Here is a 21986-nt window from a genome sequence, read left to right on the forward strand (position 1 = left end):
TATGTTACCATATGTTCTACTAGCCTTATCTATAGGGCTAGAGTTGTTTGCAACGACCATGCTGAAAGCATCTGACGGGTTTACGAGACCTTTACAGACCATTGCCTGTGCGCTTGGCTACATAGGGTCGTTTTATACGTTAACCCATGTGTTGAAATATATTCCGCTGAGCGTTACCTATGCTACATGGTCTGGCGTGGGGCTTGTTGTGACAACTTTGATTTCTGTCTTTATCTTTCACGAAGGCATTAATATTTACACTGTGCTAGGTATTGCTTTAATCGTAGTAGGCGTAGTGATCCTTAATTTGTGGGGAAATGTAGGACACTAGATATATTAACTAAGGAGGCCTTTATGAATTCTTCGATGTATCGAAATCTAACCATTACTGCTTTGTTGATGGCATTAGCCATCATGATTCCTATTATGATGCCTCTGAAAGTTGTCATTCCACCGGCGTCGTATACGTTGGCTAGCCATGTACCTATATTCCTAGCTATGTTCTTGTCTCGCAAGATGGCCGCTTGTGTAGTCATAGGTTCTACACTTGGTTTCTTTGTAGCCGGCTTCCCGCTTGTCATTGTTATGCGCGCGGCCTCTCATATCATCTTTGCCTTGATGGGGGCTTACTATATTAAACATCATCCAGGCGTATTGACTGGGGCGTTATCCTTTGCTGCTTTCAACCTTGTATGTGCCATCATTCACGCCATCGGTGAAGTACTTGCATGCCTCTTGTTCTATACTACGACTACAATGCCGAATATCGATCTTATCTACGTTGTATTTGTCCTTGTAGGTGGCGGTACCATCATTCATAGCATGGTTGATGGATATATTGCGTTATATATCTATAAAGCTATCCCTGGATTATCTAAGACAGGTAATAATTAGCTCATACTTAGATTATTTAAGCTCGGCAATACATAATGAGTTCGTATTCTAGATTGTCTAAATCGGGTAATAAGTAATCAGCCCTTATTATTACATACATTCATAACCACTCATGGGAAATCAATGTGTACTAATGTACAGCATATGATTTCCTATGAGTGGTTTTTTATAATAATTCTCAAATCTGTATCTGCAGATACGGACTTAACAATGCGATATGGGTATAATAAAACCATAGTTAATGACCGAGTTGTGATATATGCATAACAGTATAGATAGATCTATACATAGATACCACATAGGCCATACATATTGTTAATTGTGAAAGACTTTCACAAGAATTATGGAGGTTATTATGAGAAAGCATATAAAAAATAACGTATCTTGGGTTGGTAAAATTGACTGGGAATTACAAGAGTTCCACGGTTCAGATTACAGCATTAACAATGGCTCTAGCCAAAATGCGTACTTGATTGAAGAGGAAAAGACAGTCCTCATCGATACTGTGTGGAAACCACATTCCTCTGAATTTATTGATAATTTGGAATCTGAAATTGATTTGAATAAGATTGATTTCATCGTATGTAACCACGGCGAAGTCGATCACAGCGGTTCTTTGCCAGCATTGATGGAAAAAATCCCTAATACTCCGATTTATTGTACAGAAAACGCTGTTAAATCCTTGGTTGGTCAATACCATCATCCAGAATGGAATTTCAAAACTGTAAAAACAGGGGATTCCGTAGATATCGGTAACGGTAAGTCCTTGGTATTCGTAGAAATGCGTATGCTCCACTGGCCTGATTCCATGGCGACGTATATGACTGGCGACAATATCTTGTTCTCCAACGATGCGTTTGGTCAACATTTTGCGGTAGAAGAATTGTGGGCTGATAAGGCTGATCAATGCCGTTTATGGGCAGAGGCGATGAAATATTACGCTAATATTTTGAACCCATTCTCTCCATTGGTAAAAGCAAAGGTTGAAGAGATTCAAAAGCTTAACTTGCCAATCGATATTATCGCTACAAGTCATGGTGCTATTTGGCGTGAAAATCCATTGCAAATCGTAGAGAAGTACTATGAATGGTCCCAAGCATACCAAGAAGACCAAATTACAGTGGTATATGACACCATGTGGGATGGTACGAAGAAATTGGCTCATAAAATTGCCGATGAAATTGCTAAACAATCCCCAGATACTCGTGTAAAAATCTTTAACATCAGTAAAACCAATAAAAATGACATCATGACAGAGGTATTCAAGTCTAAAGCCATTGCTGTTGGTTCTCCAACAGTAGGGAATAGCGTTATATCTTCCGTGGCAGGCTGGCTCGACTTCTTACGTGAGTTGAAGTTCAAAAATAAAAAAGCTGCCGTATTTGGTACCTACGGTTGGTCTGGTGAATCTACGAAGGTACTTCGTGAAGAATTAACTAAATATGGTTTCTCTGTGGTGGAACCTGAAATTAAATGTAACTGGAATCCAGATGCAGATGATTTTGGTAAAGCAGAAGAACTTGTAAAAGCCTTGTTGGCTTAATATATAAAAAGCTCCTAACGTTAATATAACGTAGGAGCTTTTGGTTTTTATGATAGCTATAGAAAGAATATGGATGCTGTATATATAGATTAAGCCTTGTTTTGTAAACTTATGCGAATATTTTGGGTGATATGTGTATACTTATCAACTTATTTAAGTAGATGTAGAATACTATTAAGAATAAAAATAAAATTATTATAAAATTCAGAAAAATGATAAATTATTCTCTCATTGGTGCTTCAGAAAATGCTCATGAAATTAATATGAATAAGGACTGATAGGCTATTTGAAATATTTATAAAACTTATTAAAGCGATGATTATTTATAAGTTATACAATATATGTTCTGTAGAATCCTTAAAAAGGTGTGATTTTTCTTACTCATCATTAAAAATGATGAGCATATTGATACAACAAAGAATGCCAGTAATCATGCTATTTTTTGGAATTATGAAGAGTTATTAATGAACTTTATATGGGAAAAAGGCTTGTTTATATCGTAAAACTTTGATATCCTATGCGGGTAATCAACAATATAAATTTTTCTTAAATTGAATCAAATATATTTCTTATGTGAGAAGTGAGAAGTATATTTTATCAGCCCGAGGAGAGAGGCGGAACTTAGAGAGGTTGAAAAATTGTATTGTGTTTGGTTAAGAATTTTAATTTAGTGAGGGTGTAAGATGAGAGAAAACAAACATTCCAAAAAATTAGCGTTTGCTGTATTAGCTGCTGCTGCAGCTGTAGGTGCTACTGTTGCTCCTGTAAGTGCAGCTCCTGTGACTACTGCTGGTGGTTTCATCTCTGCAGCAGGTAATGCTACTGCATCTCCTGATGCACATAACAATGTATCTTATGGTGTTGTTGCTAATGGTACAGCTACTAGCATCGCTGTAGGTCAAGGTAACTCTATTACAAGTGCTAATGGTTCTAGCAGTGCATACGGTAACCAAAATACTGTTAATGGTAACCAAGCTAATGCTTTCGGTGATGGTAACACTGTAACAGGTGCATATGCACAAGCTTTCGGTGATGCTAACATTGCTAAAGGTACAAATGCGATTGCTTATGGTTATAACAATACTGTAGATGGTACAACTAAAAACTACCGCGATCGTACTTTCGATAATGAACCTGATGCAGCTACACTTCAAACTGGTTCTTGGAACAGTAATTCTGTAGCTATCGGTTCTAAAAACACTGCATTAGGTAGCTCTGCATTGGCAGTAGGCAACGAAGCAAAAGCTAAAATGAGCGAATCCGTTGCTATCGGTCACGAAGCTCAAGCTGACAAAACTTGGGGCATTGCAATCGGTACTCGTGCAACAGCTTCCGATGTACGTTCTTTAGCTCTTGGTCACCAAGCAAAATCCGCTGGTTACAAAGCTAATGCTATCGGTGCTGATGCTACAGCTAATGGCAACCATGCTAATGCTATTGGTTCCTCTGCAACAGCTACTGGTGATCATGCACAAGCATTCGGTGCTGGTGCTCAAGCAACAGGCGTACGTACTAACGTATTCGGTTCTGATGCAGCTGCAACTGCTGACTATAGCATTGCAATCGGTAACAAAGCTAATGCATCCACTGCAAACTCCATTGCATTAGGTGCTAACTCTACTACTCGTTCTGCAACAAATGTAACTAACGCAACTGTAGCTGGTCATACATTTGGTGGCTTCGCAGGTACTAGCCCTGTAGGCTCTGTATCCGTTGGTAAAGCTGGTGAAGAACGCCAAATTCACAACGTAGCAGCTGGTAAAATTTCCGCTGATTCCACAGATGCTGTAAACGGTAGCCAATTGTACTCCGTAGCAAATGATTTACAAACTCAAATCAACAACTCCACACCAGGTCAAATCAACAATAATATTACTAACTTGAACAACCGAGTTGGCAATGTTGAAAAACGCGTTAATAAAGTAGGTGCAGGTTCTGCTGCATTGGCTGCTTTACATCCATTGGACTTCAACCCAGATGACAAATGGACAATCGCTGCTGGTTATGGTCACTACCACAATGCTAACTCCGCTGCATTGGGCGCGTTCTACCGTCCTAACGAAGATACAATGTTCTCCGTTGGTGGTACTGTAGGTACTGGCGAAACTCAATTGAACGCTGGCGTATCCCTTCGTCTTGGTAAACGTTCCCCTGAGTCCCGTTCTCGCGTAGCTATGGGCCGTGAAATTGCTGAATTGAACGCACGTCTTCAAGACATGGAAAACAAATATAACAACTTGTTACAAATCTTGACTCCACATGCAATCGATCCTAGCAAAACTGCTGAATTCCCAGACGTTCCTCGTAACCACTGGGCTTACCAATATATTAGCCAATTGGCTGGTAATGGTATCCTTGTTGGCTACCCTGATGGCACGTTCAAAGGCGACGTTAAGATGACTCGTTACGAATTCGCTACTATGTTGTACCGTGCACTTCAAAATGGTGCTCCTATCGATGACAACATGAAACGTGCTATGAACGAATTCGGTCCTGAATTACAAAATATTCGTCTTAACCACTTCCGTGTTGACCGTATTTCTGGTGCTGACAACGATCGTCATAAAACAGAACGTGTTCGCGTTAACAACGAACCTAAAACTCAACGCGACGTATACGGTTCCCGTATTAACCAATAATACGTTGATAACAACTTCCCCTCGAGCTTGTGAAAGCTCAAAAACAGGATGTATCCTAGTGATACATCCTGTTTTTTTATGCTTATATAGAATTGATATATTAACCCTGAAATATAAATAGTGAAATTAATATTTATACATCTTATGTATGTTGGATAACTTTTATAATAGAAAGATACTAGTATTACAATATGTTATTCTGTGTTTTCTTATTGGGTATAAAAACTTCGTATAATATTTATGTAAAAATCTTGAAAGTAAATACATATAGGTGTATAATAACGTTCATAAGTAATAAATATACATAGTTTATGAATAAAAATATAGATATGAGGGAAAGACCATGAAAGAATTTAGACAATTAACTGTAGCAGATACAGCGGAATATCATAAGGTATTAATCGACGGCTATGCAGCGATTAAGGACTATCCGATTACATTCGATGCTATCGATTTTACAGAGGAAGAATCCAAAGAATGGATCGAGACCTATCCTGTATATGGATTGTATATTGATGGACAACTTGTAAGCTCTATTACATTCTGTATGCCGTGGGTGAAATATTCTACACCGGATAAATTTCCACACATCGCTCACTTTGTAACCGCACCAGAGTTTAAAGGAAAAGGTTATGCTCGGGAAACTCTTGGCTATGCTGAAGAATTATTGATTAACCAATTTAAAACGCCTGCTGTTACATTGGGGACTGCAAAAGAACATCCATGGTTGCCTAAAATGTATGAGTCCTTTGGCTTTAAGGCCTATGACAAAGTTCATTTTAGAGGTAAACAACATACTACAATACTTTTCAAAAAAGATTTATTATAGAAAGCAAACCTTATACACTACTTACCTTTGATTTAGAATGTCTTTATAATTCGACATAATAACAGAATCAAATGTAATTGATGTATAAGGTTTATTTGTTTATGCAAAAAATACGTGTTTGGGTATATAATGTAAACATATGTAGTATGTCTATGGACTATGGGATAGGGTCATGGATGTTTTTTTGAAAGGATGTGAGACTATGTTAGTCTTATCTGGTATTTTAGTGATGGTCATCGGTCTGATGCTGCGCTTTAATGCCTTGTTAGTTGTCGTAGCCGCAGGTTTTGTAACGGGCCTTGCAGGTGGTCTCAGTATCAACGATATCGTTGGTGCCATTGGTGAGGCCTTTGTTAAAAATCGTTATATGTCATTATTTATTTTGATTTTACCTGTTATTGGTCTTATGGAACGTCACGGCTTGCGTGAACGGGCAGAAATTTTAATCGGTAAGATCAACGCAGCTACTGCTGGTCGTATCTTTATGATTTACTTATTTGTACGCCAAGTAACAGTAGCCTTTGGTATTAACATGTCTGGTATGGTTGCTATGGTTCGTCCATTGATTGCTCCTATGAGTGAAGCTGCTGTAGCACAAGGTCGTCCAGTATCTCAACGCACTCTAGATAAGGTACGTGGTATAGCTGCTTCTGCAGATAATACAGGTAACTTCTTTGGTCAAAACTTATTCCTTGCTGCTGGTGGTTTATTACTCATCAAAGGCGTTATGGAACAATTGGGCTATTCTGTTGAATTAACAGATATGGTATTGTACGGATTGCCAACTGCTGTTTGTGCATATATCGTTAACTTCATTCGCTTTATTATCTTCGATAAAACAATTCAAGCCTATGTAGCTCGTGACGAAGCGGATATGAAAGCTGGTAAATTAGTACCTAATGAATTCAATATCCTTGTTACACCAGAAGAATTAGCGAAAGGGGGCAAATAATATGTTAGAACTACTCTATAAAATGCAGCCCTTAGATTATGTATATCTTCTTGTAGGGATTATTCTATTTATCTTTGCCATTCAATCATTTTTAGATAAAGAACATAAATATCGCATTGGTACAGGTTTATTCTGGCTCTTGTACAGTGTATCCTTTATCTTTGGCTCTTATCTCTCCAAGGAAATTAATGGTTGGCTCGTAATTGCTATGGCGGTTATCGTGTTGGTAAAACAACTTGGCAAGGGCAATTACTTTGAATCTGCTATCGAATTTAAAAAAGGCGAAGCTGTCCGTATTGGTAATGTTATCTTTGTTCCAGCTTTACTTGTTGGTATTATTACATTTATCATCGGATTCTTTACTAAGTTAGGTGCTCTTGTTGGTCTAGGTATTGCGGCCATCATCGCTATGTGTGCTGCTCTTTACATCACAAAGGGTAAACTTAACCAAGGTTTCCATGAAGGTCGCCGTCTTATCGATGCGATCGGTTGGACTGCTATTTTGTCCCAATTATTGGCGGCTCTCGGCTATCTATTTAATTTGGCTGGCGTTGGTAAAATTATCTCCAGTGCCGTCGCAAGTGTAGTACCAGCTGACAATGTATTCCTCGTTGTTGTAGCATACTGTATCGGTATGGTTATCTTCACCATGATCATGGGTAACGCCTTTGCTGCATTTGCCATGATTACAAGTGCCATCGGTATTCCAATGCTTGTCGTAGCGCATGGTGCTAACCCAGCTGCTGTTGGTGCTATTGCAATGCTTGCTGGCTATTGCGGTACATTGATGACTCCTATGGCGGCCAACTTCAACATCGTACCGGTAGCGCTCCTTGAAATGCGCGATCAATACGGCGTTATTAAAGCACAACTTCCAATTGCATTAATTATGCTCGTATTGAACATCCTATTGATGTATTACTTTATTTAAACCTTTCGTGAAAGCACGATATTCTTATGAGATTATATGATTATCTTTACAAAATCATAAGATATATCGTTATGAGGTAGTGTGATGAAAACAATTTTGATTACCGGTTTTGATCCATTCGGCGGTGAACCTATTAATCCTGCTTGGGAAGCGGTAAAAACGATGGATGGTTATACCGATGGTGATTATAAGGTAGTGACTCAAATGGTTCCTACTGTACGTTACAAATCTGTTGATACTGTGAAAGCTGCGGCTGAAGAGTGCCAACCAGATTTCATTCTATGTGTAGGTCAAGCAGGCGGTCGCCCAGATATTACAGTAGAACGTGTTGCTATTAACTGTGATGATTTTCGCATTCCAGATAATGGGGGCAACCAACCGGAAGATGAACCTGTTGTAGCCGATGGTCCTAGTGCATACTTTGCGACATTGCCTATTAAAAACATCGTTAATGCATTGCATCAAAATGGCATCCCTGCAAAGGTTTCTAATACTGCTGGTACCTTTGTATGCAATCACTTGATGTATGGTGTGTGTCATTATGCAGCGCAAAAGGACAACATCAAAGCGGGCTTCATGCATATTCCGTACTTGCCATCCCAAGTAGTGGATAAACCAAATCAACCAAGCATGGCTGTTGAAACTGTACGTGCTACACTAGAAACCATTGTTCACGTATTAGCTCATGGTGAAAGCTACAAGGCACAAGATATTAACTATACAACACCGCATGAATAAAAATCTCAGATGTACTAGTGTTTACTTCTGTGGAGTACGTAGTGATAGATTTAGCTTTCAATCACTATATAATGTAAGATTTAGTTCTTGATTATTATGTTATTTTAGTATGTACTTGGGTACATAAAATAAATTTAATATATGAGATATTGTGTGATATCTATATGAGAGAAGGTCTTTTTAATGAATAAAAAGTTGGTAGCAAGTTTAGTTTCCTGTATGGTATTGGGTTCTGTAAGTGTGTATGCAGCTAATCCATTTTCCGATGTAGATGCTTCTAGTTGGGCGTATCAATCTGTTGAGCAATTAGCAAATGCAGGTATTATTAATGGATACCCAGATGGAACTTTCAAAGGGAACAATCCTATTACGCGATACGAAATGGCTCAAATGGTAGCTAAGGCGATGGCTAACCAAGATAAAGCCAATGCGGAACAACAAGCTATGATCAATCGCTTGGCCGACGAATTTGGAAATGAACTCAACACATTAGGTGTACGAGTAGCCAAATTAGAAAATCAAGTTGGTAATGTAAAGGTGACTGGTAACTACCGTTTGCGTTACCGCGGCAGCGAGTTGAAAAATGATACCTATGCGTATGGTAAACATTCCTCCTTTGATTATCGTGCTCGTGTGATCTTCAATGCTAAGGTTAACGATAAAACTGATGCAGTCGTACGTATTCAAGGTTCTAGCGAATTCGGCAATAGCAATGCTACACAAGGTAAGATTAATCTTGCCTATGTAGATCATCATTTTGGTAAAGACACAACTTTGCGTGTAGGTCGTCAACTCTATACACCAGGTCTAGGTCTTATGTATGATGATCTCGTTGATGGTGCTCGCCTCATGTACAAACATGGCAAGCTCGATGTATCTGCTAGTTATGGTTACTGGTTGGGTGGTGCTCCTACTTACCAAACTAGAGAAAATACAGTTACTGCAGCTATGGTTGAAGTTAAGGGTAAACTTAATAAACATGTTACTCTTGGTGGTATGTATGGCCACTTCCATGATGGTAAATTGTACCAAGGCCAAGATGTGGATGCGTTGACAGGTAAACAAGTTAAATCCTTCATTGACTCTCCATACAAAAATATTTGGGGCCTCAACACAAATATGAACTTTAACCGTTGGAATGTATTCGGCGAATGGCTTACAGCTCCAGGCGTTTCTGATTCCCATGCTTGGATGGCTAGCCTTGGCTATGGTAACTATGACATTAAGAAAGCTCATACCTATAGCGTACGCGGTCAATACTACTACCAAGAAGGAAACTCTCCAATCTTCAGTAGTGCCTTTGCTCCTGCCTATAGCTTCTACAATCAACACTATGTAGATAATAAAGGCGTAGCTCATGTACGTAATGGCTTTAAAGGTTTCGTAGCGAATGTAAACTATGTACCATTCCAAAACGTATCCATCGGTGCTTACTATGGCTTCGGCAATAAAGACATGGACGGTAATAAATTAGGTGATTACTGGCGTACAGATGTAAACTTCATGTTCTAATATATGTTGTTTGCCTAACACATAATCTAAATAAAGCTCGAGTTATATCTAGAAAAGATATGGCTCGGGCTTTTTGTTTTCAATAATCATTATAAATTTTTAAATACCTACTATTGACATAGGTATTTAAATAATATATTATAGACACACAATCATATTAAGTTAGTAGGAATAAGTGAGGGATATCACAGTAGCTTTCAAAATAAGAATTGTAAGGCCAATAGAGATAACCTCCATAAGGAGTATAGAATGAGTGAACACGTAGATGTAAGCAACATCAAGGATCCTAGTATCGCGGCAGCTCGAAAAGAGGTTGAGTTCCAACGTGCTATGAATCCTTGTCCCATCGATTTTTCTGAGTTTCAATCTAGTAACCCTCGTTCTCAAGGGGAACAAAAGGAGTATGAAGGTAAAGATGCTTCGAATTTTAACCGTCGTCAAAAATATTCTGATAGCGAAGAACCTCAATTCACAACACCTTTTGGCAGTGAACCAGGGCTTTTACCTGTAGAAAAAGACCGTTACCGTCTTGTATGGTCTAAACATTGTCCTTGGGCTCACCGCATTGCCATTGCCATCGATTTACTTGGTTTAGATAAAGTGATTTCTAAAGGTACAGTTGATCCATTGCGTCCAGCAGGCGTTATTGCGGACTGGTTCTTTACCCTTGATAAAGACGAAAAGGACCCAGTACTCGGCATTCACTCCTTAGGTGAAGCGTACCGGAAAGGTGACCCTAACTACGACGCACGTTCCACAGTGCCAGCTATCGTAGATGTTACAACTGGTGCAGTAGTAAACAACGACTACCATGCATTGACTACAGAATTAGCATTGGGCTTCAAAGATTTCATCTCCCCTGATGCTCCAGATATTTACCCAGAAGAATTGCGTGCCGATATTGATGCATTGAACGTTATCATCTACGCTGACTTCAACTTGGCTGTAAACCTAGCAGCTCTTGTAACAAACCAAAAAGATTACGAATACTATTATGACCGTATCTTTGCTCGCTTAGACTGGCTCGAAGAGCGCCTTAGCAAGCAACGTTACTTGATGGGTGATACTATTACAGATCCAGATATTCGTATCTTCCCAACATTGGCACGCTTTGACCTTGTGTTCTACCAAAAATACTTGGTTAACAAAAAACGCCTCGTAGACTATCCAAACCTTTGGAATTACGCGAAAGACTTGTACTCCAATCCAGCATTCGGTGGTACCACAGACTTCGACTCCATGCGTAAACGTTTCTACTATGTAGACCATACGCCATTTGAAGATCTACCACGCCTTGTTCCAAAAGGTCCAGACGACTCCATTTGGTTAGAACCAAATGACCGTGCTGAAAAATTTGGTAAATAATTAGATAAATAAATATATCATTGTTAAATACTTGATAGATTACCTATTCAATTATAAATAGCTCAAAGGAGGACCCATGGATTTAGTAACACAGACGATTGTGAACTATATAGAACAAACGGATGTGACGAACCGTGAGGACCTCCTGTCAGTGGCTCGCATTGCCTTTCTAGATTATCTGGCGTCCTTAGCTCCGGCTGAGACGGAACAGGCCGTTCAGAACTTGGCTCGGTTCATCGGCATTAATGGAGAAAATATATCTAAAGCTGATAAAGCGCTGTATTATGGTTTTGCCTCCCATTATCTTGATTTTGATGATGCGCAGGCAAATTTGGCGGGTCACTTTAGTACTGTTTTATATTCTGCTCTACTAGCAGTGCTGGCTCCCACAGATACGTGGCATGATTTCCTTCGTGCCTATATCATCGGGGCCGAGTTAGAGGGTATCATTGGTGCCCTCATCAATCCTGCCCATCGGACCCAAGGATGGCATTCTACGGGGACCGTTGGTGTTATTGGGGCGGCGGCCGCTATAGGCGCTTTGCGAGGCCTTCATGGTGAAAGCTTGGCTCAGCTCCTGTCTCTGGCTGCTACTCAATCGGCGGGCATGTTCTTTCAAAGTGGTACAGATGGTAAGCCGCTCCATGCGGGACTAGCAGCACGCAATGGCGTATGGGCTTACGAACTGTTACAACATACATCACTTCAAACAAGTACAAAACCATTTGACCCTGAACGGGGTTGGTTTAAGACCATCGGTAATATTACTGTTACATCAAATGACATCGCTAGTCGTTGGCTAGCGCCAGGGCAACTCATTGACCCTGGTTTATGGATGAAAGTCCACCCGTATTGCTCGGCAGCTATTTGTGGCGCTGAAGCAGCAGAAACCGTGGCACATAGTATATATACTACATCTTCTTCGTATGTGTCTAAGCACTACAACGTTTCACCAGATGCAGAGGAGCAAGGTAAACGTAGACTATGTGCCACCCTCGTTTCTTCCCTTTGGGATGATATAGATAGAGTTACTGTACACTTCCCGCCTGGTGCTGATGCAGCATTGCGGTATACAGCGCCAACAACAGGTCGAGAAGGGCAGTTTTCCATAGAGTACATCGTGTACCAAGTCCTCGCGTATGGAGCGGTACAGGATGAACTATTTAAGATTGATACCATAGACCAATCAGTACGAGACTATATGTCGCGTATAGAGCGTGTCTATGACTTACCAAAAGTAGTCCAAACTGAGCGGATTACGAAAGTAACCGTTACATTGAAGACTGGTGATACTTTCACAGAAACGGTGAACAATCCGAAAGGATCGCCGAATAATCCTCTTACATTAGAGGATATACGCATAAAACTCGGCCTTACATTAAAGGCTGATCAAATAGATAGAATGATTGAGGCTTTCACCCATACCAATGAGGTGGAACCATTCCTGCAAATATTGCGAAAAGAAGGAGTTTTACATGTTTAATACAAAGAAATTGACGAAATTATTCGCCATCGGCGCATTGGCACTAGGCGTGCTTGTTGTAGCGGGTTGTGGCGATGATACATCTAAGGACGCAAAGGTAAATCCTGATGCGAAAGTGATTAACGTAGCTACACGCGGTACAGTTCGCCCGTATTCTTACACAGATGATAACGGCAACCTTACAGGTTTTGACGTAGAGTTGTTGAAAGAAATTGAACGTCGTAATCCAGACCTTCACTTCAACTTCAAGCCGATGGCCGTTGACGCTGCCTTCGTAGCAATGGATGCAGGCCAAGTAGATATGATCGCTAACCAAATGCGTCGTAACCCAACACGTGAATCAAAATACTATTACACAAATGAGGTTAATAACTACTCCACACGTAAATTAGTGGTGAAAAATGATCGTAATGACATTTCTAAATTAGATGATTTGAAAGGCAAAAAAATCGCCGTTACTACATCCTCTGAGTTTAACGAATTAGTAAAACAATTCAATGAAACAGCAAATCCACCAATTGATATTATCTATACAGATAAAGCAGGTGCTGAAACATTGAACCTCGTTGCTACTGGCCGTGCCGATGCAGCAGGTGAATACGAATACGTTATTAACTCTGCTATTAAAGACCGTGGTTTGCCACTCAAAGCTGTAGGCGATGTATTGGCAGTAGTACCAACCTACTTCTTGTCTAAACGTACAGACGACATGAAACAAGTAAACGAAAAAATCGATAAAACGATGAAAGAAATGCGTGCTGATGGTACGTTGAAAAAACTTTCTGAACAATATCTTGGTGGGGATTACACATTCGATCCAACACAAAAATAACGAATAGGCCGCTTTGGCGGCCTTATTCTATTATGTCTAGAAACGAGGTGCTACTGTGGGCAAGTATTTTGATGTGTCCTACATGATCCAAGCGTTTCCACAGCTCTTGAATTATGTTCACGTAACGGTGCTCATCACCGTTATTTCTGCCATCTTAGGTGTTATTTTGGGCTCTATTATAGCCATCATTCGCCTCAAGAAGGTGCCAGTATTAAACCAATTATTTATTGTATTTATCTCCTTCATGCGGGGCACGCCGTTCTTGGTACAACTATTTCTTATTTACTTTGGTGTGCCAGAAATCATGTCCCATATGGGGCTTAACATGAAAAATGTGCCAGGTCTCGTATTCGTATACGCCGTGTTTACTTTACATATCGCAGCGTATAGTGCCGAAATCATGCGCTCCAGTATCGATGCGGTGGCGCCTGGTGAGAAGGAAGCCGCTAAAAGCCTTGGTATGACTGAGTTCCAAAGCTATGTGCGCATCATCCTGCCGCAGGCTTTCACCATGAGTATTCCACCGTTGACGAACCTCGTTATCGGCATGTTGAAAGGAACGGCCCTCATCTTTAACGTCGGCGTTGTGGATATGATGCGTAAGGCGGACCTCATGGGAGGCAATAGCCAGCGTTATCTTGAGTTATTCGTAGACGCAGCCATCATTTATGGCATATTAATTATCATCGTGTCCCTCTTGGGCCGATTGCTTGAAAAACGTTTTACCGTTGCGGGCAAGGAAACGCAACGCATTTTGATCAGTGAGGAGTAGGGGCTTATGGGACATATTATTGATTCAACCTATATTTATGGCACCTTCTTTGCTGTCATTCCTTATGTGAAAGTAACCCTCATGATCACCTTCCTCAGTGTTGGTTTGGGTACAATCCTAGGACTATTAAGTTGCGTGCTACAACAAAATAAAGTACCTGTGCTCAGTCAGCTCAGCTACTTGTACGTATTGTTGTGCCGTAGTATTCCGAACATGGTTCTCTTATACCTCGTGTACTATGGCTTGCCAATTCTTTTCCTCGCCTTAGAGGATCAAACAGGGGTGCATGTGCCTTTTGAAAAGGTGCCAGCTACCTTTGTAGCCGTTGTAGGCTTAACCTTACACACAGGGGCGTATTTGAGTGAAATCTTCCGGGCTGCTTTACAATCTGTACCGAAAGGGCAAATGGAAGCGGCTCAAGCCATCGGTATGACTTGGTTCCAAGCGTTCCGTCGCATTGTATTGCCACAAGCGACAGTCTTTGCGTTGCCCCTATTTACTAACCAGTTCCTTAATACCATGAAGAGTACTAGTATTGTATTCGTTATTACCGTTATTGAACTATTTGGTGCTGCAAAGTTATATACAGAGGAAAATTCACAATATTTTGAGGCCTACATCGTGGTAGCCGGTCTATTCTGGGTGATGGGGATTGTCTTTGAGTTTATCTTCCATCGTTTAGAAATCTATGCAAGCAAATATAAACGAGGTAATGCATTATGATAGATATTAAACAAGTTCACAAATCCTTCGGGAACCGTGAAATTTTAAAGGGCATTGACCTACATGTGCCAACGGGCTCTGTAACGGTTATCCTTGGCCCGTCTGGTAGTGGTAAGACGACGTTCCTTAGAACGCTTAACTTCCTTGAAAAGGCCGATGCAGGGACAATGCAGTTAAATGATATTTCCGTAGACTTACATAAAGCATCTAACAAGGATATCTTAAATGTCCGCCGTAATACATCCATGGTATTCCAGTCTTATAACTTGTTCTCTAATAAGACTGTTATTGAAAATATTATGGAAGGCCTTGTAACGGTTAAGAAGATGAAAAAATCTGAGGCCCGTCAGATTGCTCAACGCTTCCTCAAGGAAGTAGGCATGGAAGGCTATGATGATTACTATCCAGTACAACTTTCCGGTGGTCAACAACAACGTATCGGCATCGCTCGTGCCCTTGCGATGGACCCAGAGGTTATTCTCTTTGACGAACCTACCTCAGCCCTCGACCCAGAGCTGGTAGGTGAAGTATTGGCTGTAATTCGCAAGATTGCGAAAGAACTCAAGGTTACGATGATTATTGTAACTCATGAAATTGGCTTTGCCAAAGAAGTGGCGGACCAAGTCGTATTCATGGAAGGCGGCGTAATCGTAGAACAAGGGGACCCTAAGGTTGTCCTTGAACATCCAAAAGAAGAACGAACACGCAAATTCTTGAGCCGTTACCTTACACTAGATAGTGAACAACCTCTAGATAGCGCAGCACTTTAAACGAGGTACATATGAAAGAATTTAGACAGTTAACCGTAGATGATGCAGCTGAGTATCATGAGGTGTTGATTGCGGGATATGCGGAGAATAAGAACTACCCTATATCCTTTGATGCCATCAACTTTAGCCAAGAAGAGTCTCGGGCGTGGATCTTAAAATATCCTGTATTTGGTCTCTACGTAGATGGCTCCTTGGTATGCTCTATTTCATTCCGTATGCCTTGGATCCCAAAGGCTACACCAGATGTATACCCGCACATTGCACACTTTGTGACAGCCCCTGAACATAAGGGGAAGGGCTATGCTCGTGAAGTCCTAGCTGAAGCAGAAGACTTGTTGCGCAATGTATATAAAACACCAGCCGTAACACTAGGCACTGCCGCAGAACACCCATGGCTTGCCAAAATGTATGAAGGCTTTGGCTTTAGAGAATATAAACGAACACAACTACCTGGGAAGGTACATACGACCATATTCTTTAAGAAAACATTGTAATAAGAACTCTAATTTTGGAGTCCTACCATACAAATAGCGACTAGTTAAGAAAATCAACTAGTCGCTATTTTTTATATGTTATTGCTATTCTAGACTTTACATGCATTAGTGATGCATTTAAAAATTATCGATACTATTTCGATAATAGATGTAATGTTATAATGAATGAAAATGTTACTATTTGTGGAGTGTGAATAGGATGTATGAAATTGTAAATGAACCAAATTTAACCATTGCTTTTGATATGGATACAGAGTTATCTCAATTTGGTGTGTTTGGCGTATATATTAAACAGGGCTACAATATCTGTGCTGGGTACATTGACCCTAGTGACTGGTCTGGTATTCATAGGGGATACAAAGAATTAGTTGAACTATATGAGAACTGTAAAGGCAAAGCAACCTTTACTTATGTATTAACTGGAGAAGGGGATACGCTTACATTCTCGTTAGATCAAAAGGGTGCTCTAACGATGGAGATTAACATCTGTACCATTTATAATTACAAATGTAATATGACTATTGAAATTTTAGATCAAACGTATTTACCAAAGTTTATTGAGTTCTTTAAAGTGTTTTTAGAGAAAGGGCCGAAATAAAAAGAGTCGCGTCTTTAAGATGCGACTCTTTTTTGTACCCAGTTTCTATATACAATTATTTTGTAACAACTTTAAGATCTACAGGGATTTTAGCTTCTACAGCTTCGCCTTTGATAACTTTTTGAGCTGTATCAATAGCGATTTTACCCATTTGGTCTGGTTGTTGAGCAATTGTTGCAGCCAATGTGCCGTCTTTAACAGCTTTGTCTGCATCAGCAGTACCGTCAAAGCCTACGATGAAGATTGTTTTGCCTGCGGATTTAGCTGCTTGGATAGCGCCCAATGCCATTTCGTCGTTATGAGCGAAGATAGCTTGTACGTCAGGGTTAGCTTGCAAAATGTTTGTTGCTACGTTCAAACCTTTTGTACGGTCGAAGTCAGCACTTTGTTTTGCTACTACTGTTAAGTCTTTGTCAGCTACGTTGTGGAAACCTTGGCCACGTTCACGTGTTGCGGAAGCACCAGGGATACCTTCGATTTCAGCTACTTTTGCAGCTTTGCCTACTTTATCAACGATAAGTTGTGCAGCCATTTCGCCACCTTTTACGTTATCGGAAGCGATGTGAGCTACTACTTTGCCTTTGTCAGCAGAGCGGTCAACAGTGATTACAGGAATGTTTTTAGCATTTGCTGCTTCTACGGAAGTAGAGATAGCTGCAGAGTCTACAGGGTTGATGATCAATACGGAAACGCCGCTTTCAAGTAAGTCGGAAATATCGTTTGCTTGTTTAGCTGGGTCGTTTTGAGCATCAACGATTTTAACTTTAAGACCAAGCGCTTTAGCTTGAGCCTCAACGCCTTCCTTCATAGTTACGAAGAATGGGTTGTTCAATGTGGAAACAGAGAAGCCGATCGTGCCGGATTTTTTGTCGCCGCCGTTATCAGCGCTTTTACCACAGCCTGCTACAAGACCGATAACCATAACGGCCATCGCCAACAGTAACAATAGTTTTTTCATAGGAACCTCCTAGGCTTTCTTGCGGTCTGCAAGAACCGCCAATAAAATGACAATACCTTTTACAACTTGTTGATAGAAACTGGAAACGTCGAGAATATTTAACCCGTTGTTGAGGGTACCGATAATGAGGGCACCGATTAATGTGCCAATGATATGACCACGGCCACCAGCAAGGCTTGTGCCGCCAAGAACTACGGCTGCGATAGCGTCAAGTTCATAGCCTGCACCTGCTGTAGGTTGTGCAGAGTTAAGACGAGATGTGATGATTGCACCAGCGATACCACAGAGCATACCAGTCAAGGCATATACGAAGATTTTAACGCGGTCAATCTTGATACCAGCAATGTAACTTACCTTTTCACTACCACCTACGGCGTATGTTTTACGGCCTAAGGATGTACGGCTCAATACGAACCAGAGTATGATGAAAGCAAGGAACATTGTGATAGCTGGAACTGGAAGGCCTGCAATATCCCCTTGGCCAAAGCCGTGGAATAGAGGGTCTTGGGTAAGACCGGAGATTGGGTTACCGTCTGTGAATACTAGCGTCGCACCACGGTAGATTGTCATGGTCGCCAAGGTAGCAATAAATGGAGCTACGCGGCCATAGGTAATAACGAGACCGTTAATACCGCCCAATACAAGGCCTGCACCGGCGGCTAATACGATCGCCAATACAGGGTCAGTACCAGTTACGATGAGGTTGGCCATCACGGCACTGGAGAGGGCGAGGATGGAACCAACGGATAAGTCGATACCGCCAGTTAAGATGACGAAGGTCATACCAAAGGCGATGATCGCATTGATGGATACTTGGCGCAACAAGTTACGCAAGTTAGAGAATTCAAGGAAACTGTCGTTCATGACAGAGATAATTACAAATAATAGGATGAGGCCGATGAGGGGGCCTAATTTTTTTACATATTGTAGAGCTTTGCTGTCCATTATTGTCCTCCTGTGGCTAATGTCATAATCGATTCTGGTGTTGCATCGCTGCGGTCCAAGATACCTGCTACGCGGCCTTCATGAATAACCATAACGCGGTCGCTCATGCCTAGCACTTCAGGTAACTCAGAGGACACCATGATAATGGACACACCATCGTTTGTTAATTCATTCATTAAATCATAAATATCACGTTTCGCGCCGATATCGATACCGCGCGTCGGTTCGTCCATGATGATAATGGATGGCTTTTTACCAACCCATTTTGCGATAACCACCTTTTGTTGGTTACCACCGGATAAGGACGATGCTGGTTCGTGAATAGATTGTGTTTTAACGCCTAGTTTTTTAGACAATTCGTCAGCAAAGGAATTGAGCTTGCCGCTATCAAGTACATGAGATGGGCAAATGTCATCAAGGTTCGGCAATGTAATATTGGAACCGATGGAGAAATCGAGGATCAAGCCTTCACTTTTTCTATTTTCTGTGATGAAAGCAATGCCAGCTTTGATGGCATCTTCTGGTTTTTTACAGTTGAGAACGGAGCCGTTTACTGTTACGGTACCGCCATTGTGTTTATCTACACCGAAGATGGCGCGCATGATTTCTGTACGGCCAGCGCCCATAAGGCCTGCTACGCCAAGGATTTCACCTTTGCGCAAGGAGAAGGAAATGTCGTTGTCGAAACCTTCAGGTTTGAGGTTATCAACACTCATCACTACTTCGCCTGGTGTTGTGGTGCGAGCAGGGTAGAACTCGTCAATAGAACGGCCTACCATGTGGCGTACCACTTCGTCTACAGAAATCTCAGATGTTGGTTTAGTGATGATGGTGTGACCATCACGCATAACCGTAATCTTATCGCATTCGCTAAATACCTCTTCCATACGGTGAGAGATATACACGATAGCAACGCCGCGGGCTTTCATTTTGCGCATCATTTTGAACAATGTCGCCGTTTCACGCTCGGTAAGGGCTGCTGTCGGTTCGTCCATGATGACAACCTTTGCATCTAACATCAAGATGCGAAGGATTTCCGTCATTTGTTGATGACCAACGGAGCAAAGGCCCGCCTCAGTAGTGAGCGGCAATTCGATGCCTAGTTCTCGGCATGTATTTTCCGCCTCAGCGAGCATCGCTTTTTTATCGAGCATGCCAAATTTATTGCGCTTTGGTCGCATTAAATATAGATTTTCTAATAATGTTAGATTTGGCCAAATGTTGAGCTCTTGGTGGATGAAAGCCACACCGTTTAGCTCGGCCTCTCTCGGGTTCGGGAAGGTGCGCTCTACGCCGTCGATGGTGATAGTACCAGCGTCTGCCTTGTGAATACCCGTAAGGATATTCATGAGTGTGGACTTGCCGGCCCCATTTTCGCCCATCAAGGCGTGAACCTCGCCCTCCTTGAGGGTAATACTAACATCGCGCAGAACTTGGTTCGTACCAAATGCCTTTGCAATGCCTGACATAACAATTTCCATAACTACTCCTATATGATTGGTGAAAGTATCGTTTACACTTATGTGCTGCGTTTTGTATGCGATTATCCTACGGACGGTCGCTGAAAATACAATCGGCGCGCAAGATAATGTTGGCATACGGAGACGCTTCACCAGTTCTAATAATGCATTTGCATTGTTTTGTAGCTTCTTTGAAAGCTTCATGGCTTGTTTCGATCCATTCATATTGATCGGATGGGAAGGTAGACTCCAAGAAGTTGTAAGCCTTTGGATTATTTTCTTTAATTTCTGTTGCCACATGAACTGCTTCGGATTTCATATGCTTAGCGATGACGGATACTACTTGCTCAAAGCTTGGTACACCAAAATCTAAGGCTAAGTCAATCTTTTGAACCCCTTCAGGTACTGGTAAGCCACAGTCGGAGATACAAATTGTATCTGTGTGACCTAAATCAGCAAGCACCTTAGCAATATGGCTATTTAAAATGCCGTGTCGTTGCATGGTAAACTCCTTATCTATTCAATATGTTAATTCTCAGCCAAGAATGCAGCAACCTCATCCTTCGTAGGCATACCACCTTGGGCGCCCAAGCGTTGGATGGAGAGGGCTGCGGCTGCGTTGCCGTAGTGCAATGCATCGGCTAAGCTTTTACCATTAACGATAGCCGTTGCAAAGGCACCGTTGAATGTATCGCCTGCGCCTGTTGTATCTACTGGATCAACCTTAAAGCCAGATACGGTGTGAATTTCACCATTATCTGCATAACCTACGCCCTTGCTGCCGAGGGTAACGATGATTTTGTTTTCATTTGCCAATAATGTTTCCTCTGTAGATTGGTTAGGGTAGAGGGCAGATAGCTCATGCTCATTTGGCGTAATATAGGTTGCTAATTCTAACCACTCTGGATTGAGGTCAGCCGCTGGAGCTGGATTTAAGAGGACTTTCACATTAGCCTCGTGACAACGACGAACGATGTATTCGATGGTGGGAATAGGAATTTCGTTTTGCACCATTACGAGATCTGCTTGCTCGATAGCAGACCAAGCGTTATCTACTACGCTTTTGTCAACCTTAGCATTAGCACCTGCAATGACAATGATGCTATTATCGCCTTCCGCCAATGTGATGTGGGCTGTACCTGTTGTAGTATTCGGCACAGTAACAATGTAATCTGTATTGATGAAATTTTCTTTTAGATTATCTAAAATCATTTGGCCGTATGCATCTTCGCCGATGCAGCCTACCATAGTAACCTCTGCACCGAGACGAGCAGCAGCTACCGCTTGGTTTGCACCTTTACCGCCGTGGGCGATGTGCAATTCGTTGCCCATGATTGTTTCGCCTGCCGCCGGACGTTTATCCGCGAGCACTACAATATCCATGTTGCAACTACCAATAACAACAATGCGATTCATAATAACTCCTTAATCAGCCTCAGCCCTAAGTGGGACTAAAAATGGATATCGTTAATTTTTATACATGAATTTTGCGATATTTCATACAACAAAATGTATATATAAATAGTATCGATAACCGCATAGGCGTTT

Annotated in this window: 22 protein-coding genes; 17 read left to right on the forward strand and 5 right to left on the reverse strand. The window is 41.3% G+C overall.

Going from position 1 to position 21986, the window contains the following annotated elements:
- The first annotated feature begins 1 nt into the window (after position 1).
- The 17 genes from EL171_RS00430 to EL171_RS00510 all read left to right on the forward strand — a co-directional run bounded on the left by EL171_RS00430 (position 2) and on the right by EL171_RS00510 (position 17075).
- Positions 2-331, forward strand: a complete 330-nt coding sequence (locus EL171_RS00430) for a DMT family transporter (protein WP_005387443.1) — start codon at positions 2-4, stop codon at positions 329-331.
- 23 nt (positions 332-354) lie between these two features.
- The gene (locus tag EL171_RS00435; protein WP_039969489.1) at positions 355-894 is read left to right on the forward strand and encodes a hypothetical protein; all 540 of its coding nucleotides are present in this window, start codon (positions 355-357) and stop codon (positions 892-894) included.
- Positions 895-1249: 355 nt separating this feature from the next.
- Entirely contained in the window at positions 1250-2437 is a 1188-nt protein-coding gene (locus EL171_RS00440; RefSeq protein ID WP_016476159.1) for an oxygen-binding di-iron domain-containing protein, read from the forward strand.
- A gap of 683 nt (positions 2438-3120) precedes the next feature.
- Complete coding sequence (locus EL171_RS00445; protein WP_005387447.1) at positions 3121-5076, forward strand: S-layer homology domain-containing protein; 1956 nt, start codon at positions 3121-3123, stop codon at positions 5074-5076.
- Between the two features lie 343 nt (positions 5077-5419).
- Positions 5420-5905, forward strand: coding sequence for a GNAT family N-acetyltransferase (locus EL171_RS00450; RefSeq protein WP_005387448.1), 486 nt, complete (start codon positions 5420-5422; stop codon positions 5903-5905).
- A gap of 202 nt (positions 5906-6107) precedes the next feature.
- Positions 6108-6857 (forward strand): DUF969 domain-containing protein, encoded by a 750-nt coding sequence (locus EL171_RS00455; RefSeq protein ID WP_039969492.1) that lies wholly within the window; start codon positions 6108-6110, stop codon positions 6855-6857.
- Position 6858: 1 nt separating this feature from the next.
- Complete coding sequence (locus EL171_RS00460) at positions 6859-7788, forward strand: DUF979 domain-containing protein (RefSeq protein WP_005387450.1); 930 nt, start codon at positions 6859-6861, stop codon at positions 7786-7788.
- 84 nt (positions 7789-7872) lie between these two features.
- Entirely contained in the window at positions 7873-8526 is a 654-nt protein-coding gene (gene pcp / locus EL171_RS00465; RefSeq protein ID WP_005387451.1) for a pyroglutamyl-peptidase I, read from the forward strand.
- Between the two features lie 183 nt (positions 8527-8709).
- Positions 8710-10038, forward strand: a complete 1329-nt coding sequence (locus tag EL171_RS00470; protein ID WP_005387452.1) for an S-layer homology domain-containing protein — start codon at positions 8710-8712, stop codon at positions 10036-10038.
- A gap of 249 nt (positions 10039-10287) precedes the next feature.
- Positions 10288-11403, forward strand: a complete 1116-nt coding sequence (locus tag EL171_RS00475; RefSeq protein ID WP_005387453.1) for a glutathione S-transferase C-terminal domain-containing protein — start codon at positions 10288-10290, stop codon at positions 11401-11403.
- 76 nt (positions 11404-11479) lie between these two features.
- Positions 11480-12886 carry an MmgE/PrpD family protein gene (locus EL171_RS00480; RefSeq protein ID WP_005387454.1) on the forward strand — a complete coding sequence of 469 codons (1407 nt, stop codon included), beginning with the start codon at positions 11480-11482 and terminating at the stop codon, positions 12884-12886.
- Positions 12879-13718 carry a transporter substrate-binding domain-containing protein gene (locus tag EL171_RS00485; protein WP_005387456.1) on the forward strand — a complete coding sequence of 280 codons (840 nt, stop codon included), beginning with the start codon at positions 12879-12881 and terminating at the stop codon, positions 13716-13718. Before EL171_RS00480 ends, EL171_RS00485 begins: the two co-directional genes overlap by 8 nt.
- 55 nt (positions 13719-13773) lie before the next feature.
- Positions 13774-14490 (forward strand): amino acid ABC transporter permease, encoded by a 717-nt coding sequence (locus tag EL171_RS00490; RefSeq protein ID WP_004697693.1) that lies wholly within the window; start codon positions 13774-13776, stop codon positions 14488-14490.
- A 6-nt stretch (positions 14491-14496) separates the two neighbouring features.
- Positions 14497-15213, forward strand: a complete 717-nt coding sequence (locus EL171_RS00495; RefSeq protein ID WP_004694252.1) for an amino acid ABC transporter permease — start codon at positions 14497-14499, stop codon at positions 15211-15213.
- Positions 15210-15983 (forward strand): amino acid ABC transporter ATP-binding protein, encoded by a 774-nt coding sequence (locus EL171_RS00500; RefSeq protein WP_005387462.1) that lies wholly within the window; start codon positions 15210-15212, stop codon positions 15981-15983. Before EL171_RS00495 ends, EL171_RS00500 begins: the two co-directional genes overlap by 4 nt.
- Positions 15984-15994: 11 nt before the next feature.
- Positions 15995-16477 carry a GNAT family N-acetyltransferase gene (locus EL171_RS00505; RefSeq protein ID WP_005387463.1) on the forward strand — a complete coding sequence of 161 codons (483 nt, stop codon included), beginning with the start codon at positions 15995-15997 and terminating at the stop codon, positions 16475-16477.
- Between the two features lie 199 nt (positions 16478-16676).
- A complete protein-coding gene (locus tag EL171_RS00510; protein ID WP_005387464.1) occupies positions 16677-17075 on the forward strand; it encodes a hypothetical protein in 399 nt (132 codons plus the stop codon).
- 55 nt (positions 17076-17130) lie between these two features.
- On the opposite strand, the gene rbsB is transcribed toward EL171_RS00510, so the two are convergent.
- The 5 genes from rbsB to rbsK form a co-directional block, all read right to left on the reverse strand.
- Positions 17131-18033, reverse strand: a complete 903-nt coding sequence (gene rbsB / locus EL171_RS00515; RefSeq protein ID WP_005387469.1) for a ribose ABC transporter substrate-binding protein RbsB — start codon at positions 18031-18033, stop codon at positions 17131-17133.
- 9 nt (positions 18034-18042) lie between these two features.
- Positions 18043-18978, reverse strand: coding sequence for an ABC transporter permease (locus tag EL171_RS00520; RefSeq protein ID WP_005387470.1), 936 nt, complete (start codon positions 18976-18978; stop codon positions 18043-18045).
- Positions 18978-20459 (reverse strand): sugar ABC transporter ATP-binding protein, encoded by a 1482-nt coding sequence (locus EL171_RS00525; RefSeq protein ID WP_005387471.1) that lies wholly within the window; start codon positions 20457-20459, stop codon positions 18978-18980. The genes EL171_RS00520 and EL171_RS00525 overlap by 1 nt, the downstream gene beginning before the upstream one ends.
- Before the next feature lie 67 nt (positions 20460-20526).
- Entirely contained in the window at positions 20527-20940 is a 414-nt protein-coding gene (gene rbsD, locus EL171_RS00530) for a D-ribose pyranase (RefSeq protein WP_005387472.1), read from the reverse strand.
- Positions 20941-20966: 26 nt separating this feature from the next.
- The gene (rbsK, locus tag EL171_RS00535) at positions 20967-21854 is read right to left on the reverse strand and encodes a ribokinase (protein ID WP_005387473.1); all 888 of its coding nucleotides are present in this window, start codon (positions 21852-21854) and stop codon (positions 20967-20969) included.
- Between the last annotated feature and the right edge of the window lie 132 nt (positions 21855-21986).

Source organism: Veillonella dispar (assembly GCF_900637515.1).
Lineage (GTDB): Bacteria > Bacillota > Negativicutes > Veillonellales > Veillonellaceae > Veillonella > Veillonella dispar.

Coding starts and splice junctions, on each gene's coding strand:
- EL171_RS00430 (WP_005387443.1), top strand. CDS start 2: ATGTTACCATATGTTCTACTAGCCTTATCTATAGGGCTAGAGTTGTTT.
- EL171_RS00435 (WP_039969489.1), top strand. CDS start 355: ATGAATTCTTCGATGTATCGAAATCTAACCATTACTGCTTTGTTGATG.
- EL171_RS00440 (WP_016476159.1), top strand. CDS start 1,250: ATGAGAAAGCATATAAAAAATAACGTATCTTGGGTTGGTAAAATTGAC.
- EL171_RS00445 (WP_005387447.1), top strand. CDS start 3,121: ATGAGAGAAAACAAACATTCCAAAAAATTAGCGTTTGCTGTATTAGCT.
- EL171_RS00450 (WP_005387448.1), top strand. CDS start 5,420: ATGAAAGAATTTAGACAATTAACTGTAGCAGATACAGCGGAATATCAT.
- EL171_RS00455 (WP_039969492.1), top strand. CDS start 6,108: ATGTTAGTCTTATCTGGTATTTTAGTGATGGTCATCGGTCTGATGCTG.
- EL171_RS00460 (WP_005387450.1), top strand. CDS start 6,859: ATGTTAGAACTACTCTATAAAATGCAGCCCTTAGATTATGTATATCTT.
- pcp (WP_005387451.1), top strand. CDS start 7,873: ATGAAAACAATTTTGATTACCGGTTTTGATCCATTCGGCGGTGAACCT.
- EL171_RS00470 (WP_005387452.1), top strand. CDS start 8,710: ATGAATAAAAAGTTGGTAGCAAGTTTAGTTTCCTGTATGGTATTGGGT.
- EL171_RS00475 (WP_005387453.1), top strand. CDS start 10,288: ATGAGTGAACACGTAGATGTAAGCAACATCAAGGATCCTAGTATCGCG.
- EL171_RS00480 (WP_005387454.1), top strand. CDS start 11,480: ATGGATTTAGTAACACAGACGATTGTGAACTATATAGAACAAACGGAT.
- EL171_RS00485 (WP_005387456.1), top strand. CDS start 12,879: ATGTTTAATACAAAGAAATTGACGAAATTATTCGCCATCGGCGCATTG.
- EL171_RS00495 (WP_004694252.1), top strand. CDS start 14,497: ATGGGACATATTATTGATTCAACCTATATTTATGGCACCTTCTTTGCT.
- EL171_RS00500 (WP_005387462.1), top strand. CDS start 15,210: ATGATAGATATTAAACAAGTTCACAAATCCTTCGGGAACCGTGAAATT.
- EL171_RS00505 (WP_005387463.1), top strand. CDS start 15,995: ATGAAAGAATTTAGACAGTTAACCGTAGATGATGCAGCTGAGTATCAT.
- EL171_RS00510 (WP_005387464.1), top strand. CDS start 16,677: ATGTATGAAATTGTAAATGAACCAAATTTAACCATTGCTTTTGATATG.
- rbsB (WP_005387469.1), bottom strand. CDS start 18,033: ATGAAAAAACTATTGTTACTGTTGGCGATGGCCGTTATGGTTATCGGT.
- EL171_RS00520 (WP_005387470.1), bottom strand. CDS start 18,978: ATGGACAGCAAAGCTCTACAATATGTAAAAAAATTAGGCCCCCTCATC.
- EL171_RS00525 (WP_005387471.1), bottom strand. CDS start 20,459: ATGGAAATTGTTATGTCAGGCATTGCAAAGGCATTTGGTACGAACCAA.
- rbsD (WP_005387472.1), bottom strand. CDS start 20,940: ATGCAACGACACGGCATTTTAAATAGCCATATTGCTAAGGTGCTTGCT.
- rbsK (WP_005387473.1), bottom strand. CDS start 21,854: ATGAATCGCATTGTTGTTATTGGTAGTTGCAACATGGATATTGTAGTG.